The organism is Gordonia rubripertincta (assembly GCF_038024875.1).
Lineage (GTDB): Bacteria > Actinomycetota > Actinomycetes > Mycobacteriales > Mycobacteriaceae > Gordonia > Gordonia rubripertincta.
Map to the genome: position 1 here is coordinate 2,510,775 of NZ_CP136136.1, position 24,520 is coordinate 2,535,294.

General features: G+C 67.9%; 21 protein-coding genes and 1 pseudogene. 12 read left to right on the plus strand and 10 right to left on the minus strand.

Annotation, left to right across the window (positions count from 1 at the left end):
• Nucleotide 1 precedes the first annotated feature (1 nt).
• Together RVF83_RS11390 and RVF83_RS11395 are read left to right on the plus strand one after the other, a co-directional pair.
• Nucleotides 2-1,252 carry an acyl-CoA dehydrogenase family protein gene (locus RVF83_RS11390; RefSeq protein ID WP_005196795.1) on the plus strand — a complete coding sequence of 417 codons (1,251 nt, stop codon included), beginning with the start codon at nt 2-4 and terminating at the stop codon, nt 1,250-1,252.
• A gap of 48 nt (nt 1,253-1,300) precedes the next feature.
• Nucleotides 1,301-2,374, plus strand: a complete 1,074-nt coding sequence (locus RVF83_RS11395; protein WP_005196796.1) for a phosphotransferase family protein — start codon at nt 1,301-1,303, stop codon at nt 2,372-2,374.
• Nucleotides 2,375-2,377: 3 nt separating this feature from the next.
• Here the strand turns inward: RVF83_RS11395 and RVF83_RS11400 are convergent.
• Nucleotides 2,378-3,349, minus strand: a pseudogene (locus RVF83_RS11400) (oxygenase MpaB family protein).
• A 53-nt stretch (nt 3,350-3,402) separates the two neighbouring features.
• Between RVF83_RS11400 and RVF83_RS11405 the strand changes: the two are divergent.
• Nucleotides 3,403-4,005, plus strand: coding sequence for a TetR/AcrR family transcriptional regulator (locus RVF83_RS11405; protein WP_005196798.1), 603 nt, complete (start codon nt 3,403-3,405; stop codon nt 4,003-4,005).
• A gap of 18 nt (nt 4,006-4,023) precedes the next feature.
• Here the strand turns inward: RVF83_RS11405 and RVF83_RS11410 are convergent, their stop codons facing one another.
• Nucleotides 4,024-4,272 carry a DUF2530 domain-containing protein gene (locus RVF83_RS11410; RefSeq protein ID WP_005196799.1) on the minus strand — a complete coding sequence of 83 codons (249 nt, stop codon included), beginning with the start codon at nt 4,270-4,272 and terminating at the stop codon, nt 4,024-4,026.
• A gap of 24 nt (nt 4,273-4,296) precedes the next feature.
• Here RVF83_RS11410 and RVF83_RS11415 point away from each other — a divergent pair, with 24 nt between their 5' ends.
• Both RVF83_RS11415 and RVF83_RS11420 read left to right on the plus strand, forming a co-directional pair.
• Entirely contained in the window at nt 4,297-5,895 is a 1,599-nt protein-coding gene (locus tag RVF83_RS11415) for an NCS2 family permease (RefSeq protein ID WP_005196800.1), read from the plus strand.
• A 98-nt stretch (nt 5,896-5,993) separates the two neighbouring features.
• Nucleotides 5,994-6,461 (plus strand): MarR family winged helix-turn-helix transcriptional regulator, encoded by a 468-nt coding sequence (locus RVF83_RS11420; RefSeq protein WP_039880206.1) that lies wholly within the window; start codon nt 5,994-5,996, stop codon nt 6,459-6,461.
• 47 nt (nt 6,462-6,508) lie between these two features.
• Here the strand turns inward: RVF83_RS11420 and RVF83_RS11425 are convergent, their stop codons facing one another.
• Nucleotides 6,509-7,759 carry a GNAT family N-acetyltransferase gene (locus tag RVF83_RS11425; RefSeq protein ID WP_005196802.1) on the minus strand — a complete coding sequence of 417 codons (1,251 nt, stop codon included), beginning with the start codon at nt 7,757-7,759 and terminating at the stop codon, nt 6,509-6,511.
• A 96-nt stretch (nt 7,760-7,855) separates the two neighbouring features.
• Between RVF83_RS11425 and RVF83_RS11430 the strand changes: the two genes are divergently transcribed.
• Together RVF83_RS11430 and RVF83_RS11435 are read left to right on the plus strand one after the other, a co-directional pair.
• The gene (locus tag RVF83_RS11430) at nt 7,856-8,710 is read left to right on the plus strand and encodes a TrmH family RNA methyltransferase (protein ID WP_005196803.1); all 855 of its coding nucleotides are present in this window, start codon (nt 7,856-7,858) and stop codon (nt 8,708-8,710) included.
• Nucleotides 8,707-9,006 carry a DUF2537 domain-containing protein gene (locus RVF83_RS11435; protein WP_005196805.1) on the plus strand — a complete coding sequence of 100 codons (300 nt, stop codon included), beginning with the start codon at nt 8,707-8,709 and terminating at the stop codon, nt 9,004-9,006. The genes RVF83_RS11430 and RVF83_RS11435 overlap by 4 nt, the downstream gene beginning before the upstream one ends.
• Before the next feature lie 430 nt (nt 9,007-9,436).
• Here the strand turns inward: RVF83_RS11435 and RVF83_RS11440 are convergent, their stop codons facing one another.
• The 3 genes from RVF83_RS11440 to serC all read right to left on the minus strand — a co-directional run bounded on the left by RVF83_RS11440 (nt 9,437) and on the right by serC (nt 12,665).
• Nucleotides 9,437-10,207 carry a DUF6928 family protein gene (locus tag RVF83_RS11440; RefSeq protein WP_005196806.1) on the minus strand — a complete coding sequence of 257 codons (771 nt, stop codon included), beginning with the start codon at nt 10,205-10,207 and terminating at the stop codon, nt 9,437-9,439.
• Between the two features lie 3 nt (nt 10,208-10,210).
• Nucleotides 10,211-11,287 (minus strand): septation protein SepH, encoded by a 1,077-nt coding sequence (gene sepH, locus RVF83_RS11445; RefSeq protein WP_039880219.1) that lies wholly within the window; start codon nt 11,285-11,287, stop codon nt 10,211-10,213.
• Between the two features lie 232 nt (nt 11,288-11,519).
• A complete protein-coding gene (gene serC, locus RVF83_RS11450; RefSeq protein WP_005196809.1) occupies nt 11,520-12,665 on the minus strand; it encodes a phosphoserine transaminase in 1,146 nt (381 codons plus the stop codon).
• A 494-nt stretch (nt 12,666-13,159) separates the two neighbouring features.
• On the opposite strand from serC, the gene RVF83_RS11455 reads away from it, so the two are divergent.
• A complete protein-coding gene (locus tag RVF83_RS11455; RefSeq protein WP_341262020.1) occupies nt 13,160-14,197 on the plus strand; it encodes an alpha/beta hydrolase in 1,038 nt (345 codons plus the stop codon).
• Between the two features lie 73 nt (nt 14,198-14,270).
• On the opposite strand, the gene RVF83_RS11460 is transcribed toward RVF83_RS11455, so the two are convergent.
• Genes RVF83_RS11460 through RVF83_RS11475 form a run of 4 tightly spaced genes read right to left on the minus strand, consistent with a single transcriptional unit; the run spans nt 14,271 to nt 18,496 of the window.
• Nucleotides 14,271-15,374, minus strand: a complete 1,104-nt coding sequence (locus tag RVF83_RS11460) for an epoxide hydrolase family protein (protein ID WP_210735683.1) — start codon at nt 15,372-15,374, stop codon at nt 14,271-14,273.
• A gap of 22 nt (nt 15,375-15,396) precedes the next feature.
• A complete protein-coding gene (locus tag RVF83_RS11465; protein ID WP_005196820.1) occupies nt 15,397-16,623 on the minus strand; it encodes an NAD(P)/FAD-dependent oxidoreductase in 1,227 nt (408 codons plus the stop codon).
• A gap of 17 nt (nt 16,624-16,640) precedes the next feature.
• The gene (locus tag RVF83_RS11470) at nt 16,641-16,835 is read right to left on the minus strand and encodes a ferredoxin (protein ID WP_005196829.1); all 195 of its coding nucleotides are present in this window, start codon (nt 16,833-16,835) and stop codon (nt 16,641-16,643) included.
• Entirely contained in the window at nt 16,835-18,496 is a 1,662-nt protein-coding gene (locus tag RVF83_RS11475) for a PEP/pyruvate-binding domain-containing protein (protein ID WP_005196841.1), read from the minus strand. The genes RVF83_RS11470 and RVF83_RS11475 overlap by 1 nt, the downstream gene beginning before the upstream one ends.
• 131 nt (nt 18,497-18,627) lie before the next feature.
• Here RVF83_RS11475 and RVF83_RS11480 point away from each other — a divergent pair, with 131 nt between their 5' ends.
• The 4 genes from RVF83_RS11480 to RVF83_RS11495 are packed head-to-tail and all read left to right on the plus strand — an operon-like array spanning nt 18,628 to nt 24,514.
• Nucleotides 18,628-19,803 carry a cytochrome P450 gene (locus RVF83_RS11480; protein WP_051989266.1) on the plus strand — a complete coding sequence of 392 codons (1,176 nt, stop codon included), beginning with the start codon at nt 18,628-18,630 and terminating at the stop codon, nt 19,801-19,803.
• A 53-nt stretch (nt 19,804-19,856) separates the two neighbouring features.
• Complete coding sequence (locus RVF83_RS11485) at nt 19,857-21,287, plus strand: aldehyde dehydrogenase family protein (RefSeq protein WP_051989270.1); 1,431 nt, start codon at nt 19,857-19,859, stop codon at nt 21,285-21,287.
• On the plus strand, nt 21,287-22,363 hold the full coding sequence (locus tag RVF83_RS11490) for a Zn-dependent alcohol dehydrogenase (protein ID WP_005196855.1): 1,077 nt from the start codon (nt 21,287-21,289) through the stop codon (nt 22,361-22,363). The genes RVF83_RS11485 and RVF83_RS11490 overlap by 1 nt, the downstream gene beginning before the upstream one ends.
• 30 nt (nt 22,364-22,393) lie before the next feature.
• Nucleotides 22,394-24,514, plus strand: a complete 2,121-nt coding sequence (locus RVF83_RS11495) for an acetate--CoA ligase family protein (protein ID WP_005196856.1) — start codon at nt 22,394-22,396, stop codon at nt 24,512-24,514.
• Nucleotides 24,515-24,520 lie beyond the last annotated feature (6 nt).

Genomic DNA, 24,520 nt, shown 5'->3' on the forward strand with positions numbered 1-24,520 from the left:
AATGGATTTCTCTCCGTCACCGCGGTCCGCCGAACTCACCGAGCGCGTGCGGGCGTTCGTCACCAACGAGATCGAACCCGTCGAACCCGAGATCCATCGGGACATCAAGGAACGGCGCGACGGGGACGGCAATCCCTGGACGCCGTCGCCGATCATCGCCGAACTGCAGGCGAAAGCACGGTCGGAAGGTCTCTGGAATCTCTTCCTGCCGGCCGCGCACGCCGGCCGATACGCCGCGGACTTCGGCACCGACGGGGGAGAGGGCCTGTCCAACGTCGACTACGCCCCGATCGCCGAGGCGATGGGATCGTCGGCGCTGTCGCCGGTCATCTTCAACTGCAACGCCCCCGACACCGGCAACATGGAGGTCCTGCTGCGCTACGGCTCCGAGGAGCAGCGCGAGCAATGGCTGGAACCGTTGCTGCGCGCCGACATCCGCAGCGCGTTCTGCATGACCGAGCCGGCCGTCGCGTCGTCGGATGCCACCAACATGGCCGCGACCGCGGTCCTCGACGGCGACGACGTCGTCATCAACGGCACCAAGTGGTTCTCCACCGGCGTCGGGCACCCCGACTGCAAGGTCCTGATCTTCATGGGCGTCACCGACGCCGAGGCCGACCGCAAGTCGCGGCACACCATGGTGCTCATCCCGATCGACACCCCCGGGGTCAAGGTCGACCGGATGCTCACCACCATGGGTTATTTCGACGAGCCGTTCGGCCACGGCGAGGTGTCCTTCACCGACGTGCGTGTTCCGGCGTCGAACATCCTCCTCGGACCCGGCCGCGCCTTCGAGATCGCCCAGGGCCGCCTCGGGCCGGGACGCGTCCACCACTGCATGCGCGCCATCGGCCTGGCCGAGCGTGCGTTGGAACTCGGTGTGAAGCGCGCACTCTCGCGGGAGGCGTTCGGCAAGCAGCTGGCCCGCCTCGGCGGCAACAGCGAACGCATCGCCGACGCCCGCATCGCGATTAACCGCTCACGACTTCTCGTCCACCACGCCGCCTGGCTGCTCGACCAGGGCATGTCGCGGGAGGCGTTGTCGGCGGTCAGCGAGATCAAGGTCGAGGTGCCCAACATGGCCCTGGCGGTGATCGACATGGCCATCCAGCTGCACGGCGGTGCCGGTATGACCGACGACTTCCCGCTCGCCCAGGCGTGGGTCGGGGCGCGCTCGCTCCGCCTGGCCGACGGCCCGGATGAGGTGCACCGCAACGTCGTTGCGCGTCTCGAACTCGGCAAGTACCGCTGACCGCGGTTGCGTCCACACATCCACGAATGAGAAGGGTGAACTCCCGCAATGGCTGACCAGGTGACCGAGGCGCGCGAGGTTCGGGAAGAGGACGCGTTCGACGTCGAGGCGGTGGCATCGTGGCTGCGCACCGCGGCGCCGGATGTCGAGGGGCTCGACGCGGTGCCCGAGGTACGGCAATTCGCCGGTGGCGCATCCAATCTCACCTTCCTGCTGCGGTATCCGACGCGGGACCTGATCCTGCGTCGGGCACCGCGCGGCACCAAGGCCCGCGGGGCGCACGACATGCGCCGCGAATACCGCATCCAGTCCGAGCTCGCCGGGGTGATCCGCTACATCGCACCGATGATCGCCTTCTGCGACGACGACTCGGTCCTCGGCGCCGATTTCTACGTCATGGGCCGCATCGACGGCGTCATTCCGCGCAAGGAATGGCCGGCCGACGTCCCGCTCGATGCCGACCAGGCGCGGCAGCTCTGCTTCAACTTCATCGACACCCTCGTCGAGGTGCACTCGGTCGACCCGTCGAAGACCGGGCTCGGTGACCTCGGCAAGGGGCTCGGTTATGTCCGCAGGCAGGTCGACGGCTGGACCACCCGATTCCGCAATGCGCACACCGACGACGTCCCCGATTTCGAGGAGGCGATGGCCTGGCTGGCCGAGAACCAGCCCGACGATGTCGCGAACTGCATCATCCACAACGACTTCAAACTCGACAACGTGGTGCTGGACAGAGATGACCCGACCAAGGTCGTCGGCATCCTGGACTGGGAGATGGCCACCCTCGGTGATCCGCTCATGGACCTCGCCGGCTCGATGGCCTACTGGATTCAGGCCGACGACACTGACGAGCTACAACTGATGCGGCGCGTCCCGACGAACATGCCGGGGATGATCACCCGCGCCGAGTTCGTCGAACGGTACTGCAAGCGTATGGGTTTCGAGATGTCACCGGAGCGGTGGCGGTGGTACGAGGCGTTCGGGCTCTTCCGGGCCGTGGTCATCGCCCAGCAGATCTATTACCGCTTCTACCACGGGCAGACCACCAACAAGGACTTCGAACGGCTGGGCTTCGCGGTGGGGATCATCGGAAAGCGGCTGAACGAGATCGTCGGCGGCTGAGAACTACACCGGGCACGTCGGTGCGAACGAGTCCAGCTGGATCGAATGGTACGTACGTGCCAGCTGTTCGCGGCGGTACTCGTTGATACGCCATCGGCGTGAGCACGATCCGACGGGGGAGCCGGCGCCACGCGGTCTGCAGCAGTCGCGTGTAGATCCGGAACTCCCACTGTTCGCGGCGGCCGAGGCGAACCGACGTCAGTTCTCGGACGCCGGGGTGCATGACGCTGAACGAGCAACCTTGACGACGTGGCCGGCAAATGGGCGGATGACAAACCAGGGCGGCGTGAGCGCGATGCGCGCCAGGGGCGGCAGGCCGATCGTCGGGAGGGGGAGGCGGGTCAGCTGGTCGGTGACGGCGTCGAGGAACGGATTGGCTTGCAGGTGTTCGCCGACGACGCCGTCGTACCAGCGGCGTGCATCGGCGAGCGTCGGTGGGAGCTGGGCAGACTTCCCTAGCAGCGAGAGGATGCCCAGGCGTTCGAGTGCGACCGCGTAGGCGAGTTCTTCCTCCTCCGGCGACAGTTCGATGCCCGTGCACGCCGTGAACGTGTTGAGGTAGCCCATGATCGCGCTCATCGCGATCCAATTCCACAGCGTGGGATCGAGTGCGCTGTAACGGATCTCGGCAAAGTCGTCGCGTCCGGTGCCCCGGACCTCACGATGCAGGAACTTCAACCGGTCGGCGAACGCGTGCCGCGTCCTCTCGTCGCCCCACAGTACGAGTTGTTCGGCACTGAAGCTGCGGAGTCCACGATCGACGAAGTTCTCGGCGAAGCGGCCGGTACGGTCGACGGCCGCGGCCACCGGGACGAGCGCCACCTGGTCGAAGAAGGAGGCGCCGAAGAACCCGAACAGGACACTGCCCAGATGCCACCGGAACTGCTCGACGGCCGGCGGCAGGTCGGCAAGGTCGACTGCGGGCGGTGCCGGGGGGCCGGCGGCGCACGCGTCCGGGTTCTCGGTGAGGCTCATGAAACTCCAATGTTAGTAGTTCGGCCGAACACTAACATTGCAATGATGGCGGTGTGAAGACGCCGAGCGCGTCCCGGGCCGAGCGGACGGGGCAGAAGATCCTCGATGCGGCGATGTCGTCGTTGCTCGCGAAGGGGCTCAAACGGACGTCGATCGAGGCGATCGCCGCGCTGGCCGGCGTGTCCCACATGACCGTCTACCGTCGCTGGCCGCATAAGGAGGATCTCTTCTCCGACCTGCTCTCGCGTGAGGCCGACGAGTTGTTCGCCCGCGTCGACCGGGAACTGGCGGGAACAGGGGATCCGCGGGAGCGGCTCATCGAGGGATTCGCGGCGATCTTCTGGTCGTTCTACGACCACCCACTACTGGCCCGCGAGTACGCGGCGGACCCGGCGACGACGCTGCGGGTGCTGACGGTGTCGTCGGCGCCGGTCTTCGACCGCGCCGTCGATTATCTGGCCGCCCGAGTGGTGGGCCTGACGACCGGGGATGCCCCGCTCGGCGACGACGAGGCGCGGCGGGTCGCCGAGGTCATGGTCCGCATCACACATTCGCTCCTGCTGACCACGCTCGAGACACGTCCGTTCGCGAACCGCGCCGAGGTGGGTGCGTGGGGACGCGAACACGTCGGGTGGATTCTCTTCTCGGCGGACTGACGCGGTCGACGGCCCGTTCTAGTCCAGACCCTCCTGTGCGCCGCGGGCCCCGCGTCGGACTCCCGCCCGCTGGACCAGCACGATCGTGGTACCCAGCAGTCCCACGCCCAGCCCGACCAGACAGATCGTCAGCGCGTGGCCGCCGCCGAGATCGGTGACCGCGACGACCACCGTCGCGACCAGCCAGGCGACCATCCCGACCACGATCACCGGCTCGGGCGCACGCAGCGCGCGGGGCAGTTCGGGGACGTCGACTGTATCCGGCATGAGACAAAGAGTAGCTTTCGACAGGTGCCAAAAGATGTCCCGAGTGAGTCCCGCGATCTGACACCCGCCGACGACCCCGCTGACAACTCGTCCGAGACGACGACCGACGCGGCCGACACGGGTGCTGCCGAGGCGCCACCCGAGGACACCGGCCCCTCGACCACCAGGGGAGCTAGGACGGCGACGCCGAACGGCGCGATCGACCGCTTCTTCAAGATCTCCGAGCGCGGCTCGACGCTCAACCGCGAGTTCCGCGGAGGCCTGGTCACGTTCTTCACGATGGCCTACATCGTGGTGCTCAACCCGATCATCATCGGCGGCATACCCGGCGGCGAGAAGAACGCCGACGTGCTCGGCAACGTGCTGCCACTGGCGCAGGTCGCCGCGGTCACCGCACTCGTCGCGGGCGTGATGTCGATCCTGTTCGGCCTCGTCGCCAACTATCCGTTCGCGATCGCCGCCGGTCTCGGGATCAACAGTCTTCTCGCGGTCTCGATCGCACCAGAGGTGACCTGGCCGGAGGCGATGGGCCTCGTCGTGGTCGACGGCATCATCATCGTGCTGCTGGCGGTGACAGGCTTCCGCACGGCGGTGTTCAACGCGGTCCCGAGCGAACTCAAGGCGGCCATCGCCGCCGGTATCGGCGCGTTCATCGCCTTCATCGGCTTCGTCGACGCCGGTTTCGTCAAACGCATCCCGGACGCCGCCGGCACCACGGTGCCGGTGCAGCTGGGCAGCGACAACTCGATCGCCACCATTCCGACGCTCATCTTCGCGCTCGGTGTGCTGATCATGGGTGTTCTGGTGGTGCGAAAGGTCCCCGGCGGTCTGCTGATCGGCATCGCGATCACCACTGTCCTGTCGGTCGTGCTCGAGCGCGTCTTCGACTACGGCTCGAGCATGGACAACCCGTCGGGCTGGGGTCTCACCGTGCCCGACATCCCCACCGCGCTGGGCGGATTGCCCGACCTGAGCCTCGTCGGCGACGTCGACCTGTTCGGCGCGTTCACCCGCATCGGTGTACTGGCGGCATCGGTCTTCGTGTTCGCCCTAGTCCTGTCGAACTTCTTCGACGCGATGGGGACGATGACCGGCCTCGGCAAGGAAGCCGGCCTGGCCGATGAGAAGGGCAACCTCCCCGGCATTGGCCGTGCGCTGGTGGTCGAGGGGACCGGAGCCATCGCCGGCGGTGCCGCGTCGGCGTCGTCGAACACAGTGTTCGTCGAATCGGCCTCGGGCATCGCCGAGGGTGCGCGAACTGGTCTGGCGAACGTCGTCACCGGCGTGCTGTTCCTGGTCGCCATGTTCCTCACCCCGATCTACGAGGTGATCCCGCTCGAGGCGATCGCGCCGGCTCTCGTGGTGGTGGGCGCGATGATGATCGGGCAGTTGACGGCCGTGGACTTCCGCCGTTTCGACTTCGCGTTGCCGGCCTTCCTCACCGTCGTGACGATGCCCTTCACCTACTCCATCGCGAACGGCATCGGTATCGGCTTCATCAGTTGGGTTGTCATGGCCACCGCGGCAGGCAAGGCCCGCTCCGTCCATCCGTTGCTGTGGCTGGTGGCTGCCGTATTCGTCGCCTACTTCGCGCGTGGACCGATCTCCGACCTCATCGGCTAACGCTTGTAGTCAAAATTTGCGACCGGTTTTGTCATCCACCCGGGTCAATTTGCAATGCTTAGGGTTCGGCGGCGATTTACATACCTTACGCTGGGGCAATGCATTCACCGTATGGTGACGACGGAAGTCTCTCCGGGGACTTGTCCCTCGCCGTGGTACGACTCGCGCGCCGTCTGAGAGGGCGGCGCGAGAACAAGTTGGTCTCTCTGACGCAGCTCTCGGCGCTCTACACGCTGCATCACGAAGGCCCGATGACCCCCGGCGCCCTCGCCCAGGCCGAGCGGGTCCGGCCGCCGTCCATGACGAGGGTGATCGCCTCGCTGTCGGACCTCGGGATGATCAAGCGTGAACCGCACCCGACGGACGGCCGTCAGGCGATCGTGACGCTCTCGCCGGCCGGCGTGGAGGTCATCAAAGAGGAGCTGGCGGCACGCGAGGCCTGGCTGAGCAACCGTCTGCGCGAACTCACGCCAAGCGAACGCGACGCCCTCCGGGAGGGCGTGAGGATCTTCAACAAGATACTCACCAAGCCCGACACCGAGCTCCCTCGACCTCGGGCGGTGTAGTCGCTCCCTGCGGAGTCCCGGAGCTTGGGAAGGGGCGTCTCGAAGGGCTAGAAGAAGGTGCCGGAGAACGGTGCTCGATCGGTGGTGAAGGCCCGGTCCAGAGCTCGAAGCGTTGTCGGGGAGTCAACGCGGAGCCGGCCGGCCGCCGCAAAAGCCGAGGGACGGGTACCGCCGAGGTAGATGCTCGACAGCACCGAGGTGTCCATGGACACCGTGGGCGTGGCGGTTTCGGGTGCCGGGGCGACGATCGCGTCGCCACCGCGCGCTGAAACCGTGAAGATCCCACCGCGACCGCGGAACTCGTCGGTGACCTCGATGACGGCGTCGAGGTCGGCGGCGTACTTCCGCGATCCCAGCGCCGCCGGGATGTCGAGGATGCGCAGCCACATCTCGTCACGCAGACCGGTGATCGACACCGCGCGGGCGTTGATGAGCTTGTGCCGCAACGGATCGTCGACCGGGATGGTCGCGGTGAGCGACGGGATCAGGTCGAGGTTGGTCAGTACGCGCCAGAGGTCGGTGTGGGCGTCGTCGGTGACGGCGAAGACCTCGTTGACCTCGCCGCGGACGCCGCCGTTCTCGTTCTTGTAGATGCGGTAGCTGGCGTATCCGTCGTCGTGCAGCAGGTAGTGCAGTCCGCTGGCGGGCAGCGGGCGTTCGGACGGACGGTCGGCGAGGATGGGGGCCCACCAGGCGGGGGTGCGGGTGAGTGCACCGGGAGTGGTGAGCGTCCAGCGTGCGTGGAGATCGGGGACGGCCGCGGCGATCTCGGCGGGGTCCGCGAAGCGCACGGTCGCATCCTTCGGCTGATCGCCGCGGAGCGGTGCCTGGCCGGGCGTGATCGACACGGTGTTGGAGAAGCAGGCCGGACCGAACCCGAAGCGCTCGTAGATGGTGCCCTCGCTCGCGGTCAGGATCGCGAACGTGTAGTTCTCGGCCTCCCACTGCTCGAAGAGCTCGGTCAGCATCGTGCGCAGGATTCCACGACGACGATGCGTCGAGGCCACCGAGACCCACGACAGGCCGGCGGCGTCGGCGACACCCGCGCCGGGCAGCGACATCGACATCCGGTAGAACATCGACACCCCGACAAGGGGCTTCGACGGCAGGCCGGTGTCGCGCACCAGGACGATGTCGTCGTCGGCGACCTTGCCGCGAAGGTCGGCGCGCTCGTCGTCGGGCAGCGGATTGCGCATCGCGAATGCGCGGGCATCCGTGGTGATGATGTCGTCCCAGTCGGCATCGGTGGCGCGCTTGAGGGACAGACGTGACTGAGGTGTCGAGCCGCTGTTGGTCACGTCCTCAACATTTTCACATCGTCGCGCCTCGGGCAGTCATCGGGTCTTGTACCGGGTGTCGCAGGTCACGGCGGTAGCGGGTGGCACACTGTTGCGGTGCCCGGGCTCGCAGTGGAAGTGATCGACATCGACGACCCGCAGGATCCCCGGGTCGAGGACTTTCGGGACCTCAACTCGGTGGACCGCCGACCCGACCTCCCGGTTCTGCCCGGCGGCCGACCGGGACGCGGCCTGGTGATCGCAGAGGGCGTGCTCGTCGCGCAGCGCATGATCGCCTCGCGGTTCTCCGCCCACGCCTTCCTAGGCGTCGACAAGCGCCTCAAGGAACTCGACGACGATCTGCGCGACCCGTCGCTGTCGGGCGTCCCGTTCTTCCGGGCGTCGGCCGAGGTGATGGCCGAGATCGTCGGGTTCCACCTCAACCGCGGTGTCCTCGCCGTCGCGCGACGCCCCGAGGTGTTGTCGGTGCCCGACATCCTGGAGACCGCGCGCACCGTCGCGATCCTCGAAGGCGTCAACGACCACGAGAACATCGGCTCGATCTTCCGCAACGCCGCCGGCCTCGGCGTCGACGCTGTCCTTTTCGGCCAGGGCTGCGCCGACCCGCTGTACCGGCGCTGCGTGCGAGTCTCGATGGGCCACGCACTGCTGGTGCCCTTCGCGAAGTTCGACGAGTGGCCGCGCGGACTCGACGAACTGCGTTCGCGCGACTTCCGTCTCGTCTCGATGACCCCCGATCCCGACGCCGTCACGCTCGCCGAGGCGGTCGATGCCGCGAAGGTCGGTTTCCTCGTGGGCGCCGAGGGTCCGGGGCTCACCGCGTCGGCGATGGCGGCGACGGACGTGAAGGCCCGCATCCCGATGAGTCGCGGAACCGATTCGCTCAACGTCGCGACAGCCGCGGCCGTTGCGTTCTACGAACGCGTCCGGTCGGGCACGATGGGGGAGTGAACACCCCCGAACCGTTCGATCGGGCCGCGGAGCCCACGCCCTGGGCGCTTGGGATCATCGTGTCCGCGGTGTGTGCGCTCTTCGGCGCCTTCGTGCTCGTCGGGATCTACGAACTCATCGGCGGCATCCTCAAGTTCCTCGGCATCGCGGCGGTGCTGATCGTCGCCGGCGGCCTCGGCTGGACACTCTGGGAATTCCGCTATCGCTACGTGTGGCGCTGGATCGTCTGGGGTCTGCTGATCGGCTTCCTCGCCGGTGGCACGTCGTCGGTCGCGTTGCTGATCATGGGTCGCTGAACACTCGTGGCTCCTTGCCGTACGCGGCGTGCGCATCGCTGCCCGGTCCGCCACAACGAGACGCGCCCATCGCCGCCTGCTCCGAAATGGCCAACCGAGGCTCCCTGTCGCTGCGCACGAACCTCAACGGGGAGGGCTTCTTTCGCCGTCCTACCTAGTTCGGAGAACCGCTGAAACTGTCGTCCCCGTGAGCACCCTCCGAGGGCATGTTGCCCTCCGAAGCCCATCAGGGGGACGCTTTGACTCGCCGGCCGCGAGACCCGCTGCGGGGCACATCGCTTCGGTAACGTTGAAACGTCCCTTGACCAGAACACCACTGCCAGTTCCGGCGGTCCGGCGAGTTGTGATACCCGTTGCGCGACAACGGAATAGCGGGTACACAAGAACATCTGTTTTTACTACGGCATCCGGGGGTGACCGTCTGGACCGACTAGAACCCGAAGTACTCCCGGAACCGTCCGCGCTTGCGTGGAGTGCCCTCTGGCGCAGCGCGTTCCCCGGCGCGGGCGGCGGTGGCCCTGCGATAGTTCTCGAAATCGTCGGCGGTGGGTTCGTATTCCGCAGGGTGAAGCGCGAAGCAGGTGACGGTGATGTCGGCCGGGTCGAGGTCCGTCGGCGCGAGCGGGTGCGTGTACCGGAACCCGAGCCAGGACCGGTTGGCTTCCTCGGCGAGCTGCGCCGGATGGAACGGCAGTGCCATCCCCTGATTCGGGACACCCTCGGCGTAGGTGAGCGGGAATTCGCCGCCCCAGAACGGCTTCTCGAAGGTGAACGGGAGGCCGTCGTCCTCGTGGATGGTCACCGGGTCGGCGGAGAACGAGCGTCGGAGTGAGCCCGACTCCCATCGCGCGAACGCACCGAACGATGTCTCTGGCTCGGTGTAGAGCAATGTCGTGACCGCGCTCGGTCGGATCGCGGTCAGCGTCCGGGTCAGCATCGAGGGGGTCGCGGTCTCGAACAGCGAGCAGGAGATCACCGCGAGCGAACCGTAGAACCCGGCGTAGACGTGGTGATCCTTCGCGGCGGCCGCGGTCGCGAGGTCGGTGTCGACGAGCGGGACGAGCACGCTGTCGCCGTAGATCTTCGATGCGAGTTGTTGGGCGTGCTGATGGTCGTGCGCCGGTGCGCGCACGACGGTTCGCAGCTCGTCGGCCGGGGCGGGGGAATCGATGAACCAGACGGTGGCGGCACGTGCCGACATCGCTCAGCTGTTCCCGTTGCTGCGTACGCCGAGCAGGACGTCCTCCCAGGCGGGCACGGCGGGCTTACGGGTCTTCTTCTTGCGCGGGCGGTCGGCGTGCGCCGGGCCGGCTTCGCGGGTCGCCGGGGACTCCGCCGAATCGGGAGTGCTGTCCTGGGCGGCCGACGGCTCGGCGTCGGCTTCGGTGGTCTGCCGGACTGTGGATTCGGCAGGCTCCGCGTCGTCGACGACGGGGGCGGTTTCGGCGGGTGCCTGTGCGACGGGAGCAGAGATCGGGGTGACCGGTGCCGGCGGTGTGCCCTCGGCGTTCTCGTCGTCGTCGAATCCGAAATCGAGGGGGACGGTGCCGTGGTCGTCGTGCGCCGTGCGACGTTCCTGCCGTGCACGCTGCGCTCCGATGAGGGAGTTGGCGTCGATGGTGACTTCCTCACGCCCGTCGGACGTCGTCTCCACGGCGACCTCCGGTGCGGCGACCGGAGTGAGTCGACGCCGCGGCGCGATGGTCTCGGGGTGGGTCAGTTCGTCGGCGAGGTCGTCGAGTGGGTCGACTGTGCCGCCGTGGGTGCCGGGCTGGTAGCGCCAGTGCGCGAGGTTGTCGGTGCGTCCGACGCTCCAGGCGACCTGCACGACCCAGTAGCCGCCGTCGTCCTTCCAGGCGTCCCAGTCGGCGTCGGCCGGGTTGTGGCCGTACGCGACAAGACCTTCCGCCACGGATTCGACGAGGGTCGCGACGGCCGGGCCGTCGTGCCGGATCGGGTGGGCCGCACCGGCGAGCTCGGTGGCGCGGCTGCGCTCCAGGAGCACCGGGTGGGCGAATCGTTCGATCTTGTCGACACCCACCCCGGCCGCGGCGGCGACCTCGGCGACGGAGGCACCCGCGCGGATGCGTGCCTGGATCTCTCGTGGCCTCAATGCACTTTCCATCTCGATCTCGATCTGTCCCAGCCTGGTGATGTCGCCGCGGGCCGCGGCGCGAAGGCGTTCATCGGAGGCGATCCGGAATTTCTCACCCGATTGAGGGTCTTGGCAGATGACGTGGGAACCATCGGTTTCCACTCCGACGACGCGGAGCTCACGCATCTGCTCCTCCTCCGGTGGGTTCATGCATTGGGGTCACATTAACTCACCGATCTGCCGGTTCACTGTGGGACACGCGGTAAAACCGCAGTTCAGAACGCGTGGGGTCGTTGCGACACCAGCGATGGGTGCGTCGTATGTGGTCTGTGTTGTCCAGGCTACCCGTCCGCCCGAACGCGACCGGCGCGTCGACCCGAGGGTGCGACGCGCCGGTGCCGGTTGGTTCTGGCCGAGCTCAGAGACGCTCGACGATGTAGTCGATGCAGCTGGTGAGCTTGGTGATGTCCTCGGGATCGATGGCCGGGAACATGCCGATACGCAGCTGGTTGCGGCCCAGCTTGCGGTACGGCTCGGTGTCGACGACACCGTTGGCACGCAGGGTCTTGGCAACCGCCGCGGCGTCGACGTCGTCGTTGAAGTCGATGGTGCCGACGACCTGGCTGCGGTTGGCTGCCTCGGTCACGAACGGCGTCGCGTACTCGCTGGCCTCGGCCCACTGGTACAGGCGCGAGCTCGAGTCGGCTGTACGCGAGACGCACCAGTCGAGGCCGCCGTTGTTGTTCATCCACTCGATCTGGTTGGCGAACAGCAGCAGCGAGCCGACGGCCGGGGTGTTGTAGGTCTGGTTCTTGCTGCTGTTGTCGACGGCGGTCGGCAGCGACAGGAACTCGGGGCACCAGCGGTCGGTCTCGGCGATCTCGGCGACCCGGGCGAGTGCGCGCGGGCTCATCAGGGCGACCCACAGGCCGCCGTCCGAGGCGAAGCACTTCTGCGGCGCGAAGTAGTAGACGTCAGAGTCGGCGATGTTGACGGGCAGGCCGCCTGCGCCCGAGGTGGCGTCGATGGCGATGAGCGCGTCGTCGGAGCCGGCGGGGCGCACGACCGGCACGGAGACGCCGGTCGAGGTCTCGTTGTGGGCCCAGCCGATGAGGTCGACGCCGCCGAAGTCGTCAGAGGTCAGTGCGGCCGGGTCGGGGGCCGTGCCGGGGTCGGTGGAGATGACCGCGGGCGAGTCCAGGAACGGCGCCTTCTTGGCGACGGTCGCGAACTTCGACGAGAACTCGCCGTAGGTGAGATGCAGCGAGCGCTGCTTGATCAGGCCGAAGGCGGCGGCGTCCCAGAACGCGGTGGTGCCACCGTTGGAGATGACGACCTCGTAGCCCTCGGGCAGTGAGAACAGATCGCCCAGACCCTCGCGGATCGAGCCGACCACGTTCTTGACCGGTGCCTGGCGGTGGCTGGTGCCGAACACCGATGCGCCGGTGTCGACGAGGGACTGCAACTGCTCGGGGCGCACCTTCGACGGTCCGCAACCGAAGCGGCCGTCCGACGGCAGCAGGTCGGCGGGCAGGGTGATGGGTGCGGTTGCGGTATCGCTCATGGCGACAATTCTAGGGTTGTGGCGGACGCCACCTTCCGGCCACCTCGGATTACACCGAACCATCCGTCCGGCGAACCGGCTTTTCCGGACAAGTGGTCAGCAGCAGGCAACGCGCCCACCGGCGCCGACGACGTCCGACATGCGGGTCGGCTACCGAGCGGCAGAGTGTGTTGCCTCAACCACTATGTGTGGTTTGCGAAACACCAGGGGCCTGTTCTGGGTGTCCCTCGTCGATCCAACCCCCTTTCGGAGGCTTGTTCATGGGTCTGGTTCTGGACCGAAGCGCGCCCAGGCGCCGCTTCGCCACTGTTTCTGCGGCGGTCGTGTGTGCGACCTCCGCCGGTCTGCTGGGTGCGGCACCCGCGCAGGCGGTCGATCCCGACCGGTTGCGCTCGGACGCTGGCTGCGTCTGGCGGACCGAATAGGACCGTGCAAAGCAGATCCAGACGTGCACCTTCGACTCGGAGTCGCTGGGACGTGAGGTGTCCGTCCAGGTGCGTCCGTCGGACAAGAAGGCCGGCGAGGACGAGCACGGCATCTACTTCCTGGACGGTCTCGGCTCGAACCCCGAGTTCAGCACGTGGACCCAGCCCGAGGCCGGCATCGACGCCTACGGCCCGGGGAGCAACCTCGTCCTGCCGGTCGGCGGTGCGGGCGAGTGGTCGACCGATTGGCAGAAGCCGCCCACCGGTCAGTCCGTGGCGCCGAAGTGGGGGAGTTTCGTCGGTGAGGAACTCCCGACCTACCTGAAAAGCAATTTCGACGTCGAGACGTCGAACAACGCGATCGTCGGCGTGTCGATGTCGGCGGGCCCGGCGATGATCATCGCGTTCGACAACCCGGAGGTCTTCCGGGTCGTGCGTTCCTACTCGGGTTACTTCCCCACGGACAATCCGTTGGGCTGGATGGCGATTCCGTCCATCCAGAAGCAGCGCGCCGACATCGAGAACGGCGAGACCGCGATGTGGGGCAAGCCTCAGAGCCCCGGTAATCGCTGGGCCGACAACGACGTGATGAACCGGATCGGCGAGGTCGGGGAGACCGGCCAGACGGTGATCGTCTCGACCGGTACCGGCATCCCCACGGCATTCGAACTCCAGGAAGCCGGCGCCCTCTTCCAGCGCGAGCTCGACGCCGACCCGACTGCCGGGCCGGAGCTGGTCCAGAAGGCCGTGACCGCTCTGGCGCTGGGCATCGGCTTGGAGGCCGGCGCGTTCGCTTCGACGGGTCTTCTCCAGTCGACCGTCGATCAGCTCGGGCTGCCCATCAAGTTCAAGTACCGCAACGGCGGACACAACTGGTACGCCTGGGGCGCCGAGTCGGAAGACGATGCGCGCGAGGTCGAGCGGGCGCTCGAATCGGGTCAGCCGTCGTCGAAGACCGCTGCTGAGCCGCAGTCGGCTCCTGCGCCCAAATCCGTTGGTGCGCCGAAGACTCCGGTCACCAAGGAAGCGCCGGCCATGAAGGTCGAGCGTCCGGCGCCGAACCTCCTCCAGCCGTCGACCTGGCGTCTGCCGTGGGGTCCGCGCTGAGCGCCCGACGTTTCTTCGCAGGATCGCCACTTCCTGCCAGGATCATCAGTTCTTGCGCACAAGGACTTCGGCGTCAGCCGAAGCAAGAGCGCAGCTCGTCGACGAAGATCGACGGCTGTTCGAATGCGGCGAAGTGGCCACCCCGATCCGGCTCGCCCCAGTGGATGATCCTGCGGTAGTACGCATCTGCCCACTCTCGAGGTGGCGTGTAGAGCTCTTTGGGGAACACCGACACCCCCACCGGTAGATCGAGCACCGGCCCGCGAAACCCGCGACCGCGGGCGTTCTCCCAGTAGTAACGGGCCGACGACGCCGCGCTGTTGGTCAGCCAGTAGATGGTGACGATGTCGAGCATCCGGTCGAGATCGAGGTATCCCCACGGGTCACCGCGATGATCGGTCCATTCCAGCACCTTGTCCAGGATCCAGGCTGCCTGACCGATCGGCGAGTCGGCCAACCCGTAACCGATGGTCTGAGGCCGCGTCGCCTGGATCGCGTAGTAGCCGGTGCCTTTGGCGGAGTACTGGGCTGCGGCCGTCATGGCTCGCTTCTCGGAATCGGTCGGCTCGGCGGGTGGCTCCGCGGGGAACACCAGTGGCAGATTCAGGTGAATCGCGCGCAGCCCTTCGGCTCCGGCCGAGGCCATCGCGCTCGTCACCAACGCTCCCCAGTCACCGCCCTGGGCAACATATTCGGAGTAGCCGAGGCCGCGCATCAGGTTGCCCCAGGCATGAGCGGTCCGTTCGAAGTCCCACCCGGCCTCGGCCGGTTTGGCCGAGTAGCCGTAGCCGGGCAGCGACGGGATGACCACATGGAAAGCCGGCTGTCCGGGCGGCGGGTCAGTGAGTGGGCCGATGACACCTTCGAACTCGACGAACGAGCCCGGCCATCCATGGGTGAGGATCATTGGGATCGCATCAGAACGATCAGAACGCTTGTGGACGAAGTGGATTCGTAGATCGTCGACCATCGCGGTGTACTGCGGCAGGTCGTTGAGCCGCTGCTGTGTGGCCATCCAGTCGTAGGACTGTGACCAGTACTCGGTGACCTCGCGGAGGAACTCGACGGAGATACCCTGCGAATCGTCGGTGGCGCGCTCGGGCCAGCGGCCCCCGCAGATCCGCCGATGCAGATCATCGAGCTCGGCGGGGGAGTGGTCGATCTGGAAACGGGTCAGCTCGGTGAACACCGCTACCGCCTCAGACCGCGACCGTGCGCCGGTTGCGCTGTTCGGCCAGGGCCAAGCCATCCGACCAGGAACTCCCGCGGGCGATGAGCGCGCGGTATTTCATGATGTCGGAACGACGATTGAGTGCCAGCGCGCCGATCAACCTGTCCCCCTCTCGGAACAGGGCCACGAACCTGTCGCTGTCCGGGGAACCGGTGACGACTTCCGGTGCGCCACCGGCCAGGCCCACCAGCTGAATCCGGGAGCCATACCAGTCCGACCAGACGTAGGGAATGTGCCGGTACGCCAACGCATCTGATCCGCCGAGCAGGTTGCGCATCGCGAGTGTCCCCTGCTCGGCGGCGTTGGTCCAGTGTTCGATGCGCAGTGAACGATCGAAATCCTGACTCCACCATCGGGCCACGTCGCCGGCCGCCCACACATTGTGGCCGGCGTGCAACGTCGCATCGCAGGCCACGCCGTCGGACACGTTGAGCCCGGAGTCGGCCAGCCAACCGGTGGCCGGGTCGGCGCCGATGCCCACCACCACGAGGTCGGCCGGGAGTATCCGGCCGTCGGTCAGGCGTACCTCCCGGACATGACCGTCGCCGTCAAGCGATTCCACACCCACGCCGCGGATCAGTTCGGTGCCGTGACGCCCGTGCAGCTCGCCGAGCCACTCGCCGGCGACCGCGCCGACGGCACGTACCAGCGGTACCGGTGCGGCTTCGACGATCGTCACCGGCAGTCCGTGGGCACGGGCGGCCGAGGCCACTTCCGAGCCGATGAATCCGCCGCCGACGACGACGATCCGGGCGCCACGGCGTAGACCGGCCGCCACCTGCCGGGCGTCGTCGGCGGTGCGCAGGGTGGTCACCCCGGTCAGGGTGGTCGGCAACCGCCGGGGCACCGCCCCGGTGGCCACGACCAATGCGTCGTAGGCGATCTCGCGCTCGCCGACGGTCACGCGCTGCATCGTGGTGTCCACCCCGGTCGCGGGTTCGCCGAGCAGTAGTTCCAGATCCAGGTCGGTGGCCAGGCTCAGCGCACCGTCGAAATGTGGCGGCTGTCCCGAGCCGGGGTCGGTGAGGAACTCCTTGGACAGCGGCGGCCGGTCGTAGGGGGCGAGCTTCTCGTCGCCGATCATCGTGATCCGACCGGCGTAGCCGGCGGCGCGGGCGGCCTGCGCCGCCTTCATGCCGGCCAGGGACGCGCCGGCTATCACCACTCGGTCAACGCCTGTTCTGTTGACGTCCATTCGGTTCCTGTCCATGCTCAGCCGTCGATCAGTTTCAGCGCGGCGGTGGGGCAGGACGCGATGGCCTGCTTCACCTCGGCCAGTTCGTCGGCGCCGACGTCCGACCGCAGCAGTTCCAGCTCACCGTCGTCGCCGACCTCGAAAAAGTCCGGAGCCATCGCCTCGCAATTGCCCAGCGCGGTGCACTTGTCCATGTCGACCGAAACTCGCATCAGTTCTCTCCATTCGTTGTGTACTCCTCGAGCAGTCGCTCGATCAGCAAGAGTTCGGGAAGGTCGTGTTCGACGGCGCGGTTCGCCGCGTCCGCCGAGGGAGGAGTGGCGGCGCCGAGCCATACGCAACCGGTGCTGCCGTCGATCGTGATCAGGTCACCGGCGCGGATGCGCGTCCCGTCGGTGCTGATCACGCCATCGGAGTCGAAGCGCAGGTCGTGCGCGCCGACCACCGCGGGGATCCCCCACCCGCGGGCCACCACGGCGGCGTGGCTGACCAGCCCACCCTTGGTGGTGAGCAGGCCGACCGAAGCGGCCATGCCGGCGACGTCCTCGGGGCTGGTTTCCGGGCGCACCAGGATCACGTCGTCCTCGGCGTCGGCGGCGGCGTCGGTGGTCAGCACCGCGCGTCCGACCGCACGTCCGGGGGAGGCGCCGAGCGCTGTGGTCACCACCGGTGGCATGCCGGTCTCGTCGGCCGTATGGACCAGCGCCTCGGTGCGGGCCCGCTCGCGGAGTTCCTCCGGTACCCGGTCAGCGATCTCGGCGGGAGTCAGCGAGATCTCCGGGTCCTGGGCCAGAGCCGCCGCGATGCGCACCGCGGCGGCGGCTCCGCGTTTGCCGGGCCGGGTCTGCAGCAGCCACAACCGGCCCTCTTCGATGGTGAACTCGACATCGCACATGTCGCGGAATCGAATCTCTAAACGGCGCAATGTCTCTCGCAGCTCGGCATCGATCTCCGGATGCAGTTCGGCGAGCTTGCTGATGCACAGCGTCGTGGCGGTGCCGGCTACCACGTCCTCACCCTGCGCCATCGGCAGATAGTCGCCGTAGAGCTCGTCGGCGCCGGTCGAGGGATTGCGGCTGAACACCACACCGGTGCCCGATCGCTCACCGCGGTTGCCGAAGACCATCGCCTGCACCGTGACCGCCGTGCCGAGCGTGGGGTCGATGCCCTCCCGTTCCCGGTAGGTCTTGGCGCGCGGACTGTGCCACGACTCGAAGACGGCTTCGACTGCTTCGGTCAGCTGCTCGAAGGGGTCTTCGGGCACCGGCCGGCCGGCGAGCTGCTCGACCGCCCGCTTGAGATCGCGGACGTGTCCTTCGAGGCCGCCCCCGTTCCGGACCGCTGCGGCGGCCAGCTCGCCGCCGTCGACCCCCATCACGGTGACCGCATACATGCTCACGAAGCGCCGGTAGCTGTCCCAGGCGAAGTCCTTGCTCCCCGAGACCGCGGCCAGGCCCTCGACGGTCTCGTCGTTGAGACCCAGGTTGAGGACGGTGTCGAGCATGCCCGGCATCGAGACGGGAGCGCCACTACGCACGGCCACGAGCAACGGGTCGGATGTATCGCCGAGACGGCGGCCCATGCGTTCGCCCAGTTCGCCGACATACCGGGCCAGTGTCTCGGTGAGACCGGCCGGGCGGCCGCGGTCGAGGTATGCCCGACAGACCGGCACCGACACGGTGAAACCGGGCGGCACGGCGATGCCGAGGCCGGTGCTCATCTCGGCCAGGCCGGCCCCCTTGCCGCCCAGAAGGGCGATGAGGTCTTCGTGAGACCGGTCGTGGGGGTGGTCGAAGTGGAACACCGCCGCGTCGAGCTCCGCGATTTCCGGCGACAACGTGTCGGCGGCGGATATCGGCGATACCGTGGCCATCGGACCTCCTTGGTCGTACCTTTTAAAATGGTTGACAGAAACATACCACCGAACGTAGCTTGATGAGAAGTAGCTCACAGAAATGGCTGGAAATGATGAATGTGACAACCGCTAATGCCGCCCCCGATCTGATGGACTTGAGGATCTTCCACGAGGACCGCGAGATGCCGGTTCTCGACGAGATCCGGACCCACGACCCGGTGCACTGGAACCCGCCATCGGAACTCGGCCCCGGATTCTGGGCGCTGACCCGCTACGAGGACGTCAAAGCCGCTGCCTACGACGCCGAGCGGTTGTCCTCGGCCGATGGCACGCAGATCGTCGACCGCAAGGTCGAGGGCAAGCTGGCCAGCCTGCACAACATGGACGATCCCGAGCATGCCGAGCTTCGCAAGATCACCGTGCCGCACCTGCGCGCGATCAAGATCAAGCAGTGGCAGGAGGCCATCGACGAGGCGGTGAACCTCTTGCTCGACGAGGCGCAGGCCCAGGACGGCGAGTTCGACATGGTGTCGCTGATCTCGGCTCGCCTGCCGATGCTGGTGCTGTCGCGCGTGCTGGGTGTCCCGGCCGTCGACGGTCCCAAACTGGTGGACTGGACCAACCGACTGACCAGTTCGGACCCCGCCGAGCAGGTCGACGCCGAAGAGCTGGCCGAGGTTCGCGAAGAGGTGATGAGCTACTTTGCCGAGCTCACCGAGCAACGACGCCGCGAGCCGCAGGAAGACCTCGTCAGCGTGCTGGCCAACGCCGAGATCAACGGCCGCCCGCTCACCTGGGAGGAGCTGGCCGCGTACTACATCGTCCTGGTCGCGGCCGGCAACGAGACCGCACGGCAGGCCCTGTCCGGGGGGGCCATCCTGTTCGACCGGCATCCCGAGGCCTGGCAGCAGCTGATCGACGAGCCGGCGGGGTTGCGTGTTGCGGTCGAGGAGGTGCTGCGCTGGGTCACCCCGGTCGCTGCGATGCGTCGTACCGCCCTGGAGCCGATGACTATCGGCGACAAGCAGATCGCGGCCGGGGACAAGGTGGTGCTGTGGTTCTCCGCGGCGAACCGTGACCCTGAGGTCTTCGACAATCCGCATGAGTTCGACATCACCCGCTCGCCCAATGAGCACTTGACCTTCGGCTGGGGCATCCACTTCTGTCTCGGTGCCCACCTCGCCCGGGCCGAGGTCCGGTCGTTCTTCGCCGAAGCGCTGCGCCGTGGCCTGGCCTTCGAAGTCGTGAGCCCGCCGGAACGGGTCAACCACAACATCTTCCGCGGATGGAGCCACCTCCCGGTCCGTCTGCGCCGGGTCGGGTGATCGTGGTGTCGACGACCATCGATCAGGTCCCGTCCGCGGCCGAGCTGGTTCCGATGAACTCGCTCTACATCGGCGGCCGGTGGCTCACTCCGGCCGGTCGGGAACGCATCCCCGTCCTCAACCCGGCCACCGAAGCGGTCATCGGCTCCATCGTCGATGCCGACGACAGTGACGTGGCCGCGGCCTTCTCCGCCGCACGACAAGCACTGGGAGAGTGGAGTGCGCGTCCGGTCGCCGAGCGCGCCGCTTACCTCGATGCGCTGGCAGATGCGCTGCGCGAGAACGGTGAATCCCTCGCGGTCTTGGCCACTTCCGAGATCGGGATGCCCCTCGCCGAATCGAGGGGGGTGCAGGCCGCCCTGCCCGAAGCGGTGCTGCGGAGTACTGCTGATGCGGCGCGTGAACTGCGCTGGCAGTACCGCGACAGCTCGGGCAGCACGGTGCTCCGCGAGCCGGTCGGGGTGGTCCTGGGCATCACGCCCTGGAACTTCCCGGTACACCAACTGGTCGCCAAGCTGGCCCCTGCGCTCGCCGCCGGCTGCACCATCGTGCTCAAGCCTGCCGAGCTGACCCCGCTCAATGCGCTGTTCCTGGCCCAACTCTGCGATCAGATCGGCCTCCCCGCCGGTGTGGTCAACCTGGTCACCGGTCGCGGCTCGACCACCGGCGAGAAGCTGGTCCAGAGCCGCGCCTACGATCTGGTCTCGTTCACCGGATCGTTGGCCGTCGGCCGCCACATCGGCGCCGTCGCCGGCGATCGGGTGGTCCGCGCGACCCTCGAACTCGGCGGCAAGTCGCCCGCGGTGGTGATGGACGACGCGGACCTGGAGGTCGCGGTGCGCACCACGGTTCGCAACTGCTTCACCAACGCCGGACAGAAGTGCAACGCCCCCACTCGGCTGATCGTCCCGGAGACGGGCCGGTCCCAGGCGATGGAGATCGCCACCGCCGCGGCTGCCGAGTACCGGCTGGGTGATCCGTTGGATGCGGCGACCACCATGGGTCCTCTCGCCTCAGATGTGCAGCGCAACAAGGTTCTTCGGTATGTCGACGGTGCCAGGCAACGTGGCGCAACGGTCGCCGGTGGGCGTCCGGGCGACGGTCCGGTCGGCTTCTTCGTGGAACCTGCAGTCATCACCGATGTCGACGAAGACGACCCCATCGTGCACGAGGAGATCTTCGGTCCGGTGCTGGTCATCCTCGGCCACCGTGGCGAGACCGACGCGATCCGCATCGCCAATGACACCCCGTACGGACTCTCGGCCGAACTCTGGTCCACCGACCCGGCAACCACGACCCGGTTGGTGCGGGGCATCCGTGCCGGACAGGTCCGGATCAACGGGGTCCGCTCGCCTCACCCGCCGGTGGCACCGTTCGGCGGCTACAAGGCGTCCGGGCTGGGACGCGAACTGGGCTCTTTCGGTCTCGAGGAATATCTCGAGGTCAAGGCGGTACTGGGGACATTCGAAGGAGAGGCGGGCTGATGCGCGCAGCAGTGATCTGGGAGGCCGGATCGAAGTTCGAGGTGCGCTCCGACGCCACTCGCGACGCGGCCGGACAAGGGCAGGTGGCAGTGCGGATTCGTGCGGCCGGGGTGTGCCAGACCGACATGTCGCTGGCGTCCGGCGCGTTCGGTCAGCCGATGCCGGTGGTGCTCGGCCACGAAGGCGCCGGCGAGGTGATCGAGGTCGGACCCGAAGTGACCGGCGTCAGGGTGGGCGACCGGGTGCTGGTCACCTGGGTGCCGCCCTGTGGGCACTGCTACCACTGTGTGCGCCACGAAACCTACATCTGTGCCAACCGCAAGCGATCCAGCGAGCAGGGCAACAGTTCGGGCCTGGCGGTCGGCGGTAGCCCCGTGCAGGTAGGTCTGGGCACCGGCACGTTCGCCGAGGAGACGGTGGTCCCGGTCAGCGGTATCATCCCGCTTCCGGACGACATCCCGTTCGAACTCGCCGCGCTGCTGGGCTGTGCGGTTCCGACCGGCTTCGGTGCGGCGGTGAACTCGGGTCGGGTCTCCCCCGGGGACTCGGTACTGGTGATCGGTTGCGGCGCAGTCGGTCTCAGCGCGCTCCAGGGAGCCCGGATCGCCGGGGCGGCCGAGCTGGTCGCGGTCGATCCGCAGCCGGGCCGACAGGAACTGGCCCGAGGCTTCGGCGCCACCCACGCCTACGGGCCCGACGACGATCCCCGTCAGGCACTGACGGACGACCCCGGCTTCGACGTTGTCATCGACGCCGTCGCCCGCTCCACGACCATCACCGCCGCCTGGCGTGCCGCACGGCGCGGCGGTCGGGTGGTGATCGTCGGTGCCGGTCGCCCGGACGACCTGGTGGAGCTGACCGCCCAGGAGCTGTTCCACGACGAGAAGCAGCTCATCGGCTCGTATTACGGCTCGTCCGACATGCAGCGTGAGCTGCCGCGGCTGATCGCGCTGTGGCGCACCGGCCGTCTCGACCTCGAGGGCATGGTCGACGAGGTCGTCGACCTCGAGGCCATCAACGAGGTTGCCGCCGGCCAGCGTGAGGGCCGCACCCTGCGCACCATGCTTCGACTCTGACCGCGGTTCAGCGCGAAAGGACCAGCTCTGATGAATGATCGACCGACCCACCGCCGCCGGCCGTCCCGCGAGGCGATGGCCAGCCTGCTCCGCCCGGAGCGCATCGCGCTCGTCGGCGCCAGTGACAAGAATCTGTTCTCCCGCAGGGCCTTTGCCCAGCACAGCCGGCTCACCGGCGCGCGCCCGATCACCCTGGTCAACCCCCGGACCAGCGTCGTGCACGGCGAGTCCACGGTCCCGTCGTGCCAGGACATCGACGGCGGTATCGACTGCGCGTTCCTGCTGACCCCGCAGGGCGCGACCGTCGAGGCGCTGCGCGACGCTGCCGCCGGTGGAGCGCGGGCGGCAGCGGTGCTCAGTCAGGGCTGGGCAGAGGAGGGGGAGACCGGCCGCGCCGCGCAGGCGGAGCTGGTGGCGGCGGCCGACGAACTCGGCGTCGTCCTGCTCGGGCCCAACCACCTCGGCTTCGCGAATCTGTGGGATCGGATCGCGATGTGTGCGCTCGGTCTGGACATGCCGATCGAGCCGGGCCCCTTCGCCCTGATCACACAGAGCGGTGCAGTGGGCTCCTCGCTGGTGGGCTACGCCGCCCGCAACGACGCGCGATTCAGCTTCGTGGTGACCACCGGCAACGAATCGATGGTCACCGTCGCCGACGTGCTCGACTATGTCGTCGACGACGAGAACACCAGGGCGATCGGCATCTTCGCCGAAACGATCCGCGACCCGGAGCTGTTCCGGATGGCCGCTCGCCGGGCCGCCGACCGCGGCAAGGCGATCGTGATGCTCAAGGTCGGTGAGTCCGAACTCGCCGCCCAGACCGCCAAGGCCCACACCGGTGCCCTGGTCGGCGACGACCGGGTGATCGACGCAGTGCTCCGGCAGGAGGGCGTGATCCGGGTTCGATCGGTGGAGGACCTGATCAACACCGGCATGCTCTGCGCCCACACCGGACCGCTGCGTGCCCCGGGTGTCGCGGTCATGTCGGTCTCCGGCGGTGCCTGCGACCTGATCGCCGACCACGGTTCGGAGGTCGGCTTGCCGCTGCCGGCCATCTCGGCGGACACCGCGGCCGCACTCACCGTGGTGTTGCCGCCCTCGGCGCACCCGCAGAACCCACTCGACGTCACCGGTGCGGCGGCCACCCGGCCGGAGGTCTGGCGTGGCGCCTTCGAGGCCCTGGCGCGTGAACCGGAGGTCGGCCTGATCGGTGCGGTCACGTCGCTGCCAACCGACGGTGAGCCGCAGCGGGTCGACACCTTCCGTGCGGTCGCCGAGGCGATCGAGGCCACCGGCGTGCCGGGTGCGATCCTGCCGCAGATCGACCAGCCGCAGTCCGAGGCGGTGCGACAGACCAAGTCCGACACCGGGATCGACGTGGTAATGCCGGGCGTCGAACGGTTCGTCCGCGCCGCTGCCGGGTTGTCGCGGTGGTCGTCCTGGTTGCGCGAACGTGCGACCACCACGGTTGCGCCGACCACGCTCGACGTCGTGCTCTCCGGTTCCGGCCCGGTCAGTGAAGCCGCTGCCCGGAACCTGCTCTCCGATGCCGGCATCGACTTCGTACCCGCTCGCCTGGCCGCCACCCGCGAGGACGCGCTCGCCGCCGCAGCCGACTTCGGTGGGGCTGTCGTTCTCAAGATGTCCTCGCCCGAGGTCGCCCACAAGACCGAGATCGGCGGCGTGGAGCTCAACCTCGACGGCGCCGAGGCCGTCGGGGCGGCGTTCGACCGGCTGACCGCCCGTGCCGAGGCAGCGGGGGTAACCCTCGACGGCGTACTGGTCAGCCCGATGCGGACCGGTGGGGTGGAGTTGCTGGTCGGTGTCACCCGCGATGACGACTGGGGCCAGGTGTTGGCCATCGCCCTCGGCGGCGCGATGGTCGAACTTCTCGACGACAGCGCACTGCGGGTGCTGCCGGTGTCGCGGGCCGACGTCGCCACCGCGATCACCGAGCTCCGCGGCTACCGCCTGCTCACCGGTTTCCGCGGCAGCAAGCCTGCCGATCTGGACTCGGTGGTAAACACCGTCTTGCGGGTGACCGCGGTGGCCGAATCGCTCGGCGACGGGGTCGAATCGGTCGAGATCAATCCGTTGCTGGTCGCCGGTGACCGGGTCGAAGCCCTCGACGCGCTGATCACCAGGGCCTGAGGTGAC

Excerpts from the sequence above, each read along its gene's own strand:
- RVF83_RS11475 (WP_005196841.1), bottom strand. The coding sequence starts at position 18,496 with ATGGCCACGGTATCGCCGATATCCGCCGCCGACACGTTGTCGCCGGAA.
- RVF83_RS11465 (WP_005196820.1), bottom strand. The coding sequence starts at position 16,623 with ATGGACGTCAACAGAACAGGCGTTGACCGAGTGGTGATAGCCGGCGCG.
- RVF83_RS11495 (WP_005196856.1), top strand. The coding sequence starts at position 22,394 with ATGAATGATCGACCGACCCACCGCCGCCGGCCGTCCCGCGAGGCGATG.
- RVF83_RS11395 (WP_005196796.1), top strand. The coding sequence starts at position 1,301 with ATGGCTGACCAGGTGACCGAGGCGCGCGAGGTTCGGGAAGAGGACGCG.
- RVF83_RS11490 (WP_005196855.1), top strand. The coding sequence starts at position 21,287 with ATGCGCGCAGCAGTGATCTGGGAGGCCGGATCGAAGTTCGAGGTGCGC.
- RVF83_RS11390 (WP_005196795.1), top strand. The coding sequence starts at position 2 with ATGGATTTCTCTCCGTCACCGCGGTCCGCCGAACTCACCGAGCGCGTG.
- RVF83_RS11410 (WP_005196799.1), bottom strand. The coding sequence starts at position 4,272 with ATGCCGGATACAGTCGACGTCCCCGAACTGCCCCGCGCGCTGCGTGCG.
- RVF83_RS11440 (WP_005196806.1), bottom strand. The coding sequence starts at position 10,207 with ATGTCGGCACGTGCCGCCACCGTCTGGTTCATCGATTCCCCCGCCCCG.
- RVF83_RS11480 (WP_051989266.1), top strand. The coding sequence starts at position 18,628 with ATGGACTTGAGGATCTTCCACGAGGACCGCGAGATGCCGGTTCTCGAC.
- RVF83_RS11420 (WP_039880206.1), top strand. The coding sequence starts at position 5,994 with ATGCATTCACCGTATGGTGACGACGGAAGTCTCTCCGGGGACTTGTCC.
- sepH (WP_039880219.1), bottom strand. The coding sequence starts at position 11,287 with ATGCGTGAGCTCCGCGTCGTCGGAGTGGAAACCGATGGTTCCCACGTC.
- RVF83_RS11470 (WP_005196829.1), bottom strand. The coding sequence starts at position 16,835 with ATGCGAGTTTCGGTCGACATGGACAAGTGCACCGCGCTGGGCAATTGC.
- serC (WP_005196809.1), bottom strand. The coding sequence starts at position 12,665 with ATGAGCGATACCGCAACCGCACCCATCACCCTGCCCGCCGACCTGCTG.
- RVF83_RS11485 (WP_051989270.1), top strand. The coding sequence starts at position 19,857 with ATGAACTCGCTCTACATCGGCGGCCGGTGGCTCACTCCGGCCGGTCGG.